Raw genomic sequence first — 12976 nt, 5'->3', positions numbered from 1 at the left:
TATTCAGGACATGCAAAATTCTCCCCTGGTAAGTATCCTTTGCCTGAGCTATAATCATTCGCAATTTGTTGAAGAAGCCCTGAATTCGGTTCTTAACCAAACCTATAAAAATATTGAACTTTTAATTGCTGATGACTGCAGTCCGGACAATTCAAAATCAGTTATAGAAAACTGGTTAAAAAACCATCCGGAGGTTATTTTCGTTTCAAATCCCACGAATATCGGAAACACAAAAACCTTTAATAAATTGCTGGCTCTATCCAAAGGCGAGTACATTATTGATTTAGCTGCCGATGATATCCTGTTACCCGATTGCATTGAAAAACAATTGAAAGCTTTCCAAAATTCAGAATTGGGAAATGTAGGCATTGTTTATGGAAATGCAGAAAGCGTCTCTGAAAACGGTAAGCACCTCAGCCATTACTACGAAACAGACAATGATGGAAAAATCATAAATCCGCCTCCCAGTGGTAACATTTATTTATCGGTTTTAGGACAATACAATAAAATATGTTCGGTCTCTTCGATGGTAAAACGAGAAGTTTATGAAAAATTGGGCGGTTACGACGAAAACCTTGCCTATGAAGATTTAGACTTATGGATGAGAGCATCACGAAGATATAACTTTGAATTCATTCCTGATGTGTTGGTTCAGAAACGGGAACTAGCCACTTCGCTGGGTTCACAGTTTTTTGTAAAGAACAATGCCCGAACGCGAAAACTTAACCGCTCTACATACACCATCATTCAAAAAGCACTGCGACAAAACACTTCGAAGGAAGAAAACAGGGCATTGCTCAAACGAATACATTTTGAAATGGCCAAGGTTTTTAAAACCAGGGATTTTTCACTTCTACTGCATTACATCCTGATGGAACTAAAAATAAGGTTGAATATATAAACAAGTCCTTTTTTCCAAAAACACTAGCGAATTGACCAAATATTTTTAAATTCGTGTTTTAATAAAAATCGCTTATAAGCTATATTTTAAAAGGATTAAAAAAACAATATCTTCATAATTTACACCATGGAAACTAATATCATATCAGACAAAGCAAAAATTGGAAAGAATGTAACATTTGGTTCGTTCTGTATTATTGAAGAAGATGTGATTATTGGAGACAACACTGTTATCAAAAGTTTTGTAGAACTTCGCAAAGGCACAATAATAGGTGAAAATTGCTATATAGATTCAAGAGTAACATCTTCAGGAAACTGTACCGTCGGCAATAATGTAACAATCCGTTATGACAGCATCCTGGCCCGAGGGTTACAAATAGGTGACAACACATATATCAGTCCGAAAATGATGAGCAACAATTTAGATACCACTATGCAGCAAATAGGTGGTGCTAATATAGGCTCTGATGTATTTATCGGGACAAATTGCGTACTTCAGCATGGCATAGAAATTGGCAACAACAGTATATTAGGCTCAATGTCTTTTGTAACAAAGGATGTTCCGGAAGGCGAAGTCTGGTTTGGTATTCCAGCTAAATTTCAAAAAAAGAACGGTTAGAAATCACCATTTGGTTTTAAATCTTTCAAGAGCAGCTTTTTCGCTGTCCCAATCCCGCGCATAATTATTTTTAATAAGCTTTGCAGGAACTCCTCCTATTAAAACATTGCTCCCTAACGTTGTATAATCTTTATTACAAACTGAATTAGAGGCAATTACGCAATGATCAGGCGTTCGTGTATTTGGCATGATAGAAACCCTGTTTGAGACCGCATTATGGTTACCAATAAAAATTGGCCCAGTCATCGGATAATATTCACCTGTTTCTGTATTTATCATGGGGTGAGAATTCGTATCAACAAGCTGTGATTGATACCCTATTCCTGCCCAGTCTCCCAAAACTATTTTATCCATACAAACCAGTTTCACGTCAGAACCCAGGCAAGCCATATATCCGAATTCGCAATAGGCTTCCTTCCCTATGTAAACAGAAACGTCTTTTCCCATATGCATTGGCCCGTTAAACACGAGTTTTCCCTCTAAAAAAATCTCAGCGATTCCTTTATATCTTGTAGATGTTTCAAACTGCTGCCCAAAACCAATCAAACCTCTTTTAACCGGCCCGTTTATTATGATTTCGCCTTTAATTGACTGAAAACGAACTTTCCCATAAAACATAACAGGCAGTTTTCTGGCTACTGAAAAAGGAAATTTTTTAAAATTAAAATACAGTGTTTTGAACCAATTAACAGAATAATAAAATTTCAATCTATAATAAACAGATTTTAGTTTTCTATAAACTTTCTTTACTGCTTCAGTCATTTTATTTTCTTCTGATTTTTTCTAAAATTTCCTTTAAATCCACTTTTTTATTCAGTTCTGCAAATGTAAGTATTAAAGAAATAATAATTATCAATCCCATCAACCCGTATTTAAGATAGAAATTTGAAACAGCTAAAACTGAAAACGCTGCGAAACTCAATCCTACACTACATAAAAATATTCGATAAAATTTATTTTCAAAACTAAAGTCGTATTTTCTTTTGGTTATAATTTTCAGACCGATAAAATGAATAAAAAAGTAAATCATAAAACCAATCCCAAGGCCTTCTAATCCCCAAAGCATATATCCGCCAATGTTAATCAATAATGAAATCGCATTAAAAAATATCGCTGTTTTAACAAATACTCTTGATTCTCCTTTGACTAACAATATAAATCCCATCGACCATGATACCGTTCTAAACAACATACCTATAATTCCCCATGAAAGCATCGGCATAATAGCGTAAAATTTTGGAGAGTATAAAAGTGAAACTATGAGCGGTATAAATGCTAAAAACACAACTACGATAGGCGTTATTAATAAGATCCCAACGTAAGCCTGTTGATTTACAATCTCTCTCATTTTATTGTTATCGTTGCTAAAAGAGGATAATCGCGGAAAATAATCTGTACTCATCGCCGTAAATATCATTCCCACATAGGAATTAAGAATAGCAAAACCTGCATTATAGTATCCTACTTCTGTAACACCTGAATTATAACTTATGCACAACTGCAACAAATAACCTGACAAAGTTGTTAAAAGACCACTCAAACTCAGCAAAATACCAATCCTGATTAATTCCTTTCCCTTAGAAAAGGATTCAAAACTCGTAATTTTTACTATTTTTATTTCCGTTTTCCTTCTATATAACCACGAAAAAATGAGTCCGGTAAAAGATGAGATTACAATGGCAGGCGCAATGGCATCTATTTTCCAATAATAATAGAGAGGAATTGTTATAATCAATCCCAATAGGTTGCCCAACAAATTAGCTTTAGCCAAATAATTCAGTTTTCGTAAACCTTGCAAAACAGCCATCTGCCCGCCCGATAACTGCTTAAATAAGACTGCAGCCGAAATCCATACTATCGCTATTACGTATTTATCCGAATCAAATAGTAACTCACTTAACCATGGAGACAGAATAATTGTAATACACATCCCAAAAAGTCCGGTAATCCAAAGAAGCCTATTTAAAATACCAACTTCTTTCCCTAAGACTTCAGGATCCTCATCCGAATTCACTTCAGAAATACGTTTAACTGCACTCGTTTCTAATCCGACACCAGTAAAACCGTTAATCAATCCGATTGTTGAATTAAGCAGCGTGGCTATCCCAAGACCTGACGGACCAAGTAAAACAGCAATAATTTTTGATCTTACAATAGAAATTAAAATCGTAAAAAACTGTACCCCACCAAAAATTGACGTTGCCTTTAAAATTTGCCTATATGACGATTTTGAATCAAACATTAAGTTATCGCTGATGAACTACATTAGTATTCGTTTAATACCTTTATCACGAAACTAATTTCGGATTCTGACAAAACCGGGCTCATGGGTAAACTCAACACCTCTTCGTGGATTTTTTCGGTAACCGGCAACGATAAATGATGATATCGCTCCATGGCTTTTTGCCTGTGTGGTGCCACCGGATAATGAATCATGGTCTGAATATTATTGTCCAACAGATACTGCTGCAATGCTTCTCTTTTTTCCGTGCGGATAACAAAAAGGTGAAAAACATGATTATCGGAACCGTCATAAAAAGGCAGGACGATTTTATCATTTTTTATTTCCAACAGATAACGTTTGGCTACTGCTCTTCGTTTATTATTTTCCGCAGCAAGATGTGGCAATTTTATGCGTAAAAAAGCTGCCTGAAGTTCGTCCAACCGGGAATTATATCCCAGATAATCGTTATAGTATTTTTTCTCCGAACCATAATTCGAAATTGCTTTTACCGTTTTTGCCAGTTTTTCATCGTTGGTAACCACGGCTCCTGCATCGCCCAAAGCACCTAAATTTTTGCCCGGATAGAAGCTGAACGTTCTAGTGTGACTGCCCTTTAATTGCAACCCGTGTCCTTGAGCAGCATCTTCAACTATAAGTAAATCATACTTATACCCTATTTCCATGATTTCATCCATCGGTGCCAGTTGCCCATACAAGTGAACAATCAGCATTCCTTTGGTTTTGGATGAAATTTTAGCTTCAATTTCTTTTGGATCGATATTAAATGTAGCAGCATCCGGTTCGACCAAAACGGGCACTAATCCGGCATGAATAATCCCTAAAATAGAAGCTATGTAAGTATTGGCAGGAACTATTATTTCATCGCCTTCCTGCAGATTGCCCATTTCAATATAGGCTTTGAACGCAAGAATAATGGCATCCAGGCCATTTCCAACACCAACACAATATTTCGAACCACAGAAGGCCGCAAATTCCTCTTCAAAAGCTTTTACCTCATCGCCAAGAATATACCAACCTGTTGCTAAAAAATCTTTCAGTTTTTCCTGAAACTCAGGCTCAAAAGGCTTGTTAATGGCATTTATGTCTAAAAATTTTATCATATTAAATTGTCAGTTCCGGGTAATTTTTGGTTTGGAATCTGATGAAATTCTGAACCGAAGTACGTGCTCCGAAACTTTCCTTCCAATACGCAAGTCCTTCGTTTAAAACGCGTCCGTTGTTTTCGGAACTGCTTCCGAAACTCACATATTTCTTATCGGAATACTTTCGGATAATATAATCAAACAAAATGTCTAGGGCAGCGGTATCAGTCCTGTCATTTCCACCTGAACTGTACTGAAAATGCGCCACAGTATCGGTCAAAAACATAACAACGCCCGCTTTCAGTTCATTATCCTGATATGCATTATAAAGTTTGATATTTTTCGGAAAAAGCAAAGCTAATTTCTCCATTTCTTCCAGAGAATGCACCGGTTTCACGCCGAAGCGATTTTCAAGATTCGGAGTCAGTATCGAATTCCAGAAATCCTTATAATTTCCATCTTCCTTAACTCCAATATTAAGGTTTTCAGCCAAAGTTAACGCTCTTTTCCTATTGCGGTTAGGCTTGTATTTTTCGTTGTTGTCGATCACAAGATATACATCAGAACGATAGGTTTCTGCATATGCTAAAAACGAAACATAATCGATTTCTTCGGCAATGGTTTGGTTATAAATCTTGGGAAGCATTTTCAGGTTAAGAACATTGAATCCGTTTTCATTCAGGAAATATAAAACAGACTGAAAAACCGAAACATATTCTTTGATTCGAAGTGTCTTTTTAACCACAAGGCCTCCGTAGCTAAGTCCCTGATGCGAATGAACTTCCTTTCCCTTTTTATTGGCAGGAAGAACCGCCATCAGTTTATCATCAGAGAAAACCATTAATGAAAAATCTTCAAAACGATTGGAGTGGTACTCCATAAAATCCCTGTGAAAAAGAAATGTCGCATTTTTGGCCTGATGTATAAAATCATTCCAAAGTAAATAATCGGATTCCTGATATTTTCGTACGGTATACTTTTCCACCAAACCTTGATAAACTGCCGAAAAGTAGTAATTTTTCTTCAGATTAAACCAATCTTTTTACGGAACCAATCACATCCTGTAAAAAATAATTGCTAATTTTAACAAAAAACAATTTACGGTGAGGTCCAAATTACTTCTTTTTTACGGCGTCCTTTTTTTACTCTTTTCCGGAAATTTATTCGGACAGGACATTGCGCTTTCTGAGCAATTCTTTGGAAGATATGACTTTACTTTTTTCGGGAACACGCTTAATCCTGACGAAAACACCTTTATGTATCCGGATAGCATTTTAACCTCATCATCAGCTGATTTAAATTTGAGCTCGGGAAGCGAAATCGAAAAAGCCTATCTCTACTGGGCAGGCTGTGGCCCAGGAGATTTCAATATTAAACTTAACAATATCGACATTGCAGCACAACGTACTTTTTCAACTATTCAGGCTAGCTCTGGAAAAATTTTTTTTGCAGCATTTTACGACATCACAGATATTGTTATTTCACAAGGAAACACAACATATACGGTCTCTGAATTGGATGTAAACGATCAAATCCCGGAATATTGGGATAACGGAACCCATTTTGCAGGATGGGCCGTTCTTGTAGTATACAAAAACAACAACTTACCTTTAAATGTTGTAAATGTATATGATGGTTTAGAAAGTCTATCAACAACTCCTTCAGGGGGAGTGGGAGAACTTAACATTACTATTGACAATTTAAATGTAATTGATGACGTCGGTTCAAAAATTGGGTTTATTGCTTGGGAAGGCGATCGGGGAATTCCGGCTCCGGGTACAGATATAATTGAAAGTTTGAGTATAAATGGGATCACAGTTTCAAATCCACCATTAAATCCTGCAAACAACGCTTTTAACGGAACTAATAGTGTTACAGGAGCCCAAAACCTTTTCAACATGGATTTAGATATCTATAACATTCAAAATTTTATAGATATAGGCGATGAAAGTGCTACGATTCAACTTGCTACTGGTCAGGATTATGTAATGATAAATACAATTGTAACCAAACTCAACAGTCAGTTACCGGATGCAACTGTTACTATCGACCAGGCGGAAGGTGAATGCAACTCTCGAAACATTGCTGTCAATTACTCGGTTTCCAACATTAACGCTACTGATTTTTTACCTGCAGGAACGCCAATTTCCATTTATGCTGGCGGAATTCTTATAGGTACCAATCAGACCCAAAATGACATCCAGATTGGCGACAGTGAAAACTTTTATCAGTTTGTGACTATTCCCAACGGAGTCCCAGTTAATTTCTCACTGGAAATAATTGTAGACCAACCAGGCGTTGTAACGGAATTACAGGAAAACAACAATAACACCACCATGGATGTAACACTTGCCACTGGGCCTACTCCCAATCTGTTGGCCGATTTGATTTCCTGCAACAGAGGCTATACGGAAGGATTATTTGATTTTTCAGCCTATGAAAACACTGTGACTTCCGATCCTAACAGCACAGTAACATTTCACGAATCGCAACTCGAAGCCAATGCAGGAATAAACCCTATTCCGGATCCTTCTAATTACCTGGCAACAGCTACTCCTAAAACAATTTTTGTCCGCATTGATGGGCCGGAATGTTTTACCACAACCTCATTTCAGTTGATGGTTAAACCCTGCCCCCCTATAGTTTACAATGCAGTATCCGTGAACGGCGACGGAATGAACGATACTTTTCATATTGAAGGACTACGTGATGTTTTTGTTAACCACGAGATTTTTATTTACAACCGCTGGGGAAGAGAAGTCTGGAAAGGAAACAACTACACCCCGGAATGGGATGGCTACATAAAAGACGGTGTCGGAAGTAATCATGCTCCCGATGGAACCTATTTTTATATTTTATATCTGAATGACCCAAACTACCCAAAACCGCTAAACGGCTATTTGTATCTGAACCACTAATTCTTTTCGACAGTTGGCAGTGACCAATGAAAAATTACGGCCATTAAACGGATAAATATTATCAATACAGAAGTCGCTAAATAAACCAGATTTTCGGGCAATTCAATGCTTTTGAGGAAAAAGAAGAAGATTCCCCCAACAATACAAATCGTAGCATAGATTTCCTTGCGGAAAATCACCGGAATCTCATTACACAAAATATCGCGGATAACACCTCCAAAACAAGCAGTCATCGTACCTAAAGCGATACAGATAACCGGATGAAGATGTACTTCCAGGCCTTTTTCCAAACCGATTAAAGTAAAAACACCCAACCCGATGGTATCAAACAAAAACATAGACTTTCGGAAACCATCCAGTTTTTCCTTAAAAATCATAGCTAACACAAATCCCAAAAGAATAATATAAACATAATTCAGATTCATCATCCATCCTACTGGAGTCCTACCAATAAGAACATCACGTAAAGTACCGCCGCCAACCGCAGTAACAAAGGCAATGATGAAAACCCCAAAAGGGTCCATTTTCTTATTCATTGCGGTTAATGCGCCTGATACGGCAAAAGCCATGGTTCCTAAAATATCAAGTATTTCAAACATTATTACATATTTCGGGTGAAGTAATTGTAATCTTTCAACACGGTTCGGATAAAATCAGAATCATTGCCTGATTGGTTTTTAATTCCAGTAACAGACTCAATCTTTTCGCGGAGTTTATAAATCAATTTAAAGTCCTGATTTTTTAACGCCGATTCAAATGTTTCTTTGATGATTCGGGCATCATTATCCGAAAGTTTGATTACCAATGGATATATTGGCACATAATCATCGTCTATTTCTTGAAGAATGGTATGATTGATATTGATCTTGTTTTTTAGCGAAATAACTGCCGTTCCTGCCGCCATATCACCCAAACGCTGGTTTTTACTGCTTACTATAATTGCTATTAAACCAATTATCCCACTTCCAATTGTAATTTCAACAATCCGAAAAAGCCAGCGTATCAGGTAATCCCCGAAACTGGCCTGATAGCCGTCAATTTTTATCACTTTCATTTTCAATATTTTTTTTCCGAAGGTTTGCCCTTCCATCAGGCTTTCCTGCAGCAGGGAATAAAAAATAACCGGAAGGCCAAAAAGCATTATTACAGCGTTTTGTGACCATTGATCAGTGCTCGCCATAAAATCGTTCAGGCCAATCAGATAGAAAAAAACATAGTAAACAACAATGACATACGCTACTTTTATCAGCAAATCAAGCAACTGTGCAACAATCCTGTCACCAACCGAGGCGGCCTGAAAATTTATATTCACATTTTGGGTCGTGACTATCGATAATTCTGACATATTTTATATTTTAGCCTCTTTATGAGAGAAGTAGCGTTTATAAGACAAAATAAAGAAAAATGGCTTGAATTTGAACAGGCTATTTTTGGCAAAGCTAAAAAAAATCCGGATGAATTAGCCAGTTTGTACATTCATTTGCTGAATGATTTATCGTACGCACAAACCTACTATCCCAAAAGTAAAACGGTGGTCTATCTGAACCATCTGGCCTCTCAGATTTACCAGAAAATTTATAAAACCAAACGAGAGGAAACCAACAGGCTTGTCTATTTCTTTAAAACGGAAGTTCCGCTGTTGGTTTACGAATACAGAAGATATATCTTATTTGCTTTTCTGCTTTTTTTCCTTTGTACCGGAATCGGCGTGCTCTCGGCACACAATGACGCTACTTTTGCCCGTCTTATCATGGGAGATGCCTATGTAAATATGACATTGGAAAACATCGAAAAAGGAAATCCGGTTGCTGTTTATAAAAGCGGCAGTGACTGGGGCAGTTTCATCGGCATTACGCTCAACAACCTGATCGTGGGAGCCAAATGTTATGTCTACGGTATTTTTGTCGGCCTCGGAACATTTCTCTTTTTGATACAAAATTCCATTATGTTAGGCTCGTTCCAATATTTTTTCTATCAGGAAAATGTATTCTGGGAAAGTGTACGTGGCATCTGGATTCACGGTGCCATGGAAATATTCGCAATGGTTATTGAAGCCAGTTGCGGGTTCATATTAGGCGCCAGCATACTGTTTCCCAAAACCTATTCCCGTCTGAATTCTTTTAAAACCGGATTTAAGGATAGCCTTAAAATCTTCATGGCCACGATTCCGTTTACGATTGCTGCCGGATTCCTGGAAGGTTTTATCACCCGCTATTCGATAGACATGCCAAGAATCTTAAATGTTTTCATCATTTTAGGAACTTTGGCAATCATATCATACTACTTTTTAGTTTATCCATTCATCATTAATCGAAAAACAAATAAAAATCATGTTTCAACTCTTTAAAAAAAGAAACTTCGGCGAATTGGTCGGAGACACCTTTACATTTTTCAAAATGCACGGTAAACATTATTTCCGTAACTACTTTATCATAAACGGCGGTTTTTTACTGGTACTATTAGTTTTGATGTACTTCTTAATGAAAGTATTTTTTGAAGGAATGTATGCTAATATAGGAGTAGCAACGAATGCAATGGACAATAATTTCGATGCCTATATCAACGACAATCTGGGCTTATTTATCGGATTGGGTATCTTTACAGTTATCAGCATTCTTTTCATGGCTCTTTTAAGCTATGCTTTCCCTGTGGCTTATTTAAATCTGATGGAAAAGAATACTGATTTTTCAACAAATGAAATCATTTCCGTAATCAAAAGCAAAGCTGGTAAAATCGTTATCTTTTTTATCGCTTCCCTGTTTATCATAATCCCAGTCATGTTTGTTGTGTTAGGATTGTGTTTTGCCTTGGCATTCATCCTGATAGGTATCCCGTTAATGTTGATATTGATTCCGGCCATGATGTGTTGGATTTCACTTAGTTTTTACGATTACATCAGTACCGACAATGGCTACTTCGAATCTTTGGGCAATGGATTTGGTTTACTGAGACAAAAATTCTGGCCGACAGTTGGGTCGACTGCAGTTATGTATCTGATTATGCAGATTATCGTAGGTTTTGTGAGTATGATTCCATATTTTATTGGTATTTTCTCAATGTTTACATCTCTGGATTCTCAAAATGCTTCAGCCGGTTTCGGAGGCGAGCAGTTTTCTTTCTTAATGGTAATGATGGGAATCACCATGATTTTATCGATAGTAATGAACTTTATTTTCCAGAACTTCATTTTGGTAAATCAGGGAATCATTTATTACAGCCTTCGTGAGGAAAACGAAAACAATTCACCTAAAAGTCAAATTGATTTGATTGGTATTGAAAGTGAATAAAGTACTTTTCTACATACTATTTTTTATAACAGGCCTTGCTTTTTCACAAGTAAGTAATGATACAATTGCCTATACCGATAAGCATGTTGCTGATGAAAACATTGTCATTACGCCGGTCAAGTACAGGGATAATTTTCAGCGTGATTATACTTCTGAGGAATTTCAGTACCAACCGCTACTTAAAGACACTTCCCGATGGGATAACTTTAAAGCTTGGCTTCAGTATTGGTTAGATCGTATTTTCTCTTTTGGTGACGGAGAAGGAAATGCTACTGTATTTGAAATTGTGGTAAAGGTATTAGCCATTCTTATTGTTCTTTTTGTAGTTTACCTGATTGTAAAAGCCATTATAAACAAAGAAGGCGTCTGGATTTTCGGAAAATCATCAAAAAAGAAAATCAGTGTAACCGAATATTCAGAAGAAAACATCCATACGATCGATTTCAGAAACATTATTGAAAAGTGCAAAGCCGCTAACAACCATAGGTTATCGATTCGGTATTATTACTTATGGCTATTGAAAAAAATGTCAGATAACGGCGTAATCGAATGGGATATCGAAAAAACCAATACCGATTACCTTTATGAAATTCAGCGCCATTCACTTAAGGAAGATTTCCAATACCTGTCCTACATTTATGATTACAGCTGGTATGGAGAATTCCGCGTTGATGATGCCTTATTTGAAAAGGCCGAAAAAGCGTTTGTCAAAACCATTAATTCTATCTAAATGAACAGGACACTCAAAATATACATTGCGTTTTTTGTTCTGATTGCCATTGGAATTATAGTTATAGACGCCAACCGAAAAAAACCGATTGACTGGTCGACGACGTATGCCACAAGAGACAAAATCCCGTTTGGCCTTTACGTTTTCAATAAAGAAATCGATGGCTTATTGCCCGAACATAAGGTACAGCGTTTCGAAAGCACATTATACGAATATCTGGATCCCAAATACAACTTTGCCGATTCTACTTACAACGTAAAAGGTTCTCTTTTGTTCATTTCAGAAAACAACGAATTCGACGAACCTTCGTTAAACGAACTGATTTGGTTTGTGGAACATGGGAACACTGCTTTTTTAAGCATGAAAGATTTCCCTCAAAAGCTGATGGATACTTTAAAAACCGAATTCGGCAACCAGTATTCTTTGTCAGACAGCCTGTATTTCAACCTGACCAACGGCGTTTTCAAGCATCAGAAATACAAATTCAAAAAAGGAGCCAGTCTTTCTTATTTCAATGAGATTGATTCGATGAACGCAACAGTTTTAGGCCATCAGGAAATTGATACATCTAAACATGTGAATTTTATAAAAGTTCCGTTCGGAAAAGGAAATTTCTACCTTCATACCCAACCGGCTGCTTTTTCAAATTACTACTTACTGAACAAGGAAAGCTCAGGATACAGCGCCAATATTTTATCCTATTTACCGAAAGGAAACATTTACTGGCAAACAAAAGGTTTCAATAACACGGAAGCATCAAGTTCTCCGATGCGTTATATTTTAAGTCAGCCGGCATTAAAATGGGCCTGGTACTTATTCCTGGGAGGAATGTTCATTTTTATGATTTTCAATGCCAAAAGAAGACAGCGTATCATCCCTATTAAAGTCCCGTTACAGAACACCACGGTGGATTTCACCAAAACCATCGGGAATTTATATCTACAGGAAGGAAATCATTATGTCATCATCGATAAAAAAATCATCTACTTCCTTGAAAAAATACGTACTGATTATCTGATAGACACTTTTAATCTGGATGAGACATTTATTAACCGTCTGCATCAGAAAACCGGAAAAAACAAATCGGACATAGAACATGTTGTGCGACTGATAAAAAAACACCGAAACAATATGGACAGTACCGAAAAAGATGTTATTGAAATCAGCAAAGCAATAGATAAATTAAAATAAAAAG

Annotated in this window: 13 protein-coding genes; 7 read left to right on the top strand and 6 right to left on the bottom strand. The window is 36.8% G+C overall.

Going from position 1 to position 12976, the window contains the following annotated elements; all coding sequences use genetic code 11:
- The first annotated feature begins 10 nt into the window (after positions 1-10).
- On the top strand, positions 11-901 hold the full coding sequence (locus tag FEDK69T_RS11760; protein WP_023574385.1) for a glycosyltransferase: 891 nt from the start codon (positions 11-13) through the stop codon (positions 899-901).
- Positions 902-1027: 126 nt separating this feature from the next.
- Positions 1028-1519 (top strand): DapH/DapD/GlmU-related protein, encoded by a 492-nt coding sequence (locus FEDK69T_RS11755; RefSeq protein ID WP_023574384.1) that lies wholly within the window; start codon positions 1028-1030, stop codon positions 1517-1519.
- Positions 1520-1522: 3 nt separating this feature from the next.
- Here the strand turns inward: FEDK69T_RS11755 and FEDK69T_RS11750 are convergent, their stop codons facing one another.
- From FEDK69T_RS11750 to FEDK69T_RS11735, 4 genes are all read right to left on the bottom strand, one after another.
- Positions 1523-2137, bottom strand: a complete 615-nt coding sequence (locus tag FEDK69T_RS11750; protein ID WP_240473156.1) for an acyltransferase — start codon at positions 2135-2137, stop codon at positions 1523-1525.
- Between the two features lie 145 nt (positions 2138-2282).
- Entirely contained in the window at positions 2283-3761 is a 1479-nt protein-coding gene (locus FEDK69T_RS11745; RefSeq protein ID WP_023574382.1) for an oligosaccharide flippase family protein, read from the bottom strand.
- A 23-nt stretch (positions 3762-3784) separates the two neighbouring features.
- Entirely contained in the window at positions 3785-4864 is a 1080-nt protein-coding gene (locus FEDK69T_RS11740) for a DegT/DnrJ/EryC1/StrS family aminotransferase (protein WP_023574381.1), read from the bottom strand.
- 1 nt (position 4865) lies between these two features.
- Complete coding sequence (locus FEDK69T_RS11735; RefSeq protein WP_035629708.1) at positions 4866-5831, bottom strand: hypothetical protein; 966 nt, start codon at positions 5829-5831, stop codon at positions 4866-4868.
- Between the two features lie 118 nt (positions 5832-5949).
- Here FEDK69T_RS11735 and FEDK69T_RS11730 point away from each other — a divergent pair, with 118 nt between their 5' ends.
- A complete protein-coding gene (locus FEDK69T_RS11730) occupies positions 5950-7764 on the top strand; it encodes a gliding motility-associated C-terminal domain-containing protein (protein WP_023574379.1) in 1815 nt (604 codons plus the stop codon).
- Here the strand turns inward: FEDK69T_RS11730 and FEDK69T_RS11725 are convergent.
- The gene (locus tag FEDK69T_RS11725) at positions 7761-8363 is read right to left on the bottom strand and encodes a trimeric intracellular cation channel family protein (protein WP_023574378.1); all 603 of its coding nucleotides are present in this window, start codon (positions 8361-8363) and stop codon (positions 7761-7763) included. The genes FEDK69T_RS11730 and FEDK69T_RS11725 overlap by 4 nt on opposite strands.
- A 2-nt stretch (positions 8364-8365) precedes the next feature.
- Positions 8366-9109, bottom strand: a complete 744-nt coding sequence (locus FEDK69T_RS11720; RefSeq protein WP_023574377.1) for an RDD family protein — start codon at positions 9107-9109, stop codon at positions 8366-8368.
- A gap of 21 nt (positions 9110-9130) precedes the next feature.
- On the opposite strand from FEDK69T_RS11720, the gene FEDK69T_RS11715 reads away from it, so the two are divergent.
- The 4 genes from FEDK69T_RS11715 to FEDK69T_RS11700 are packed head-to-tail and all read left to right on the top strand — an operon-like array spanning position 9131 to position 12972.
- The gene (locus FEDK69T_RS11715) at positions 9131-10111 is read left to right on the top strand and encodes a stage II sporulation protein M (protein WP_023574376.1); all 981 of its coding nucleotides are present in this window, start codon (positions 9131-9133) and stop codon (positions 10109-10111) included.
- The gene (locus FEDK69T_RS11710; RefSeq protein ID WP_035629707.1) at positions 10095-11051 is read left to right on the top strand and encodes a DUF4013 domain-containing protein; all 957 of its coding nucleotides are present in this window, start codon (positions 10095-10097) and stop codon (positions 11049-11051) included. The genes FEDK69T_RS11715 and FEDK69T_RS11710 overlap by 17 nt, the downstream gene beginning before the upstream one ends.
- Positions 11044-11781, top strand: a complete 738-nt coding sequence (locus tag FEDK69T_RS11705; RefSeq protein WP_035629801.1) for a hypothetical protein — start codon at positions 11044-11046, stop codon at positions 11779-11781. Before FEDK69T_RS11710 ends, FEDK69T_RS11705 begins: the two co-directional genes overlap by 8 nt.
- Complete coding sequence (locus FEDK69T_RS11700) at positions 11782-12972, top strand: DUF4350 domain-containing protein (RefSeq protein WP_023574375.1); 1191 nt, start codon at positions 11782-11784, stop codon at positions 12970-12972.
- Positions 12973-12976: the final 4 nt, after the last annotated feature.

It is taken from the genome of Flavobacterium enshiense DK69, assembly GCF_000498495.1.
In the GTDB taxonomy this organism is placed as follows: Bacteria; Bacteroidota; Bacteroidia; order Flavobacteriales; family Flavobacteriaceae; genus Flavobacterium; species Flavobacterium enshiense.
Note: the sequence above shows the minus strand (reverse complement) of the source record. Positions and strands in the feature narration are given on the sequence as shown.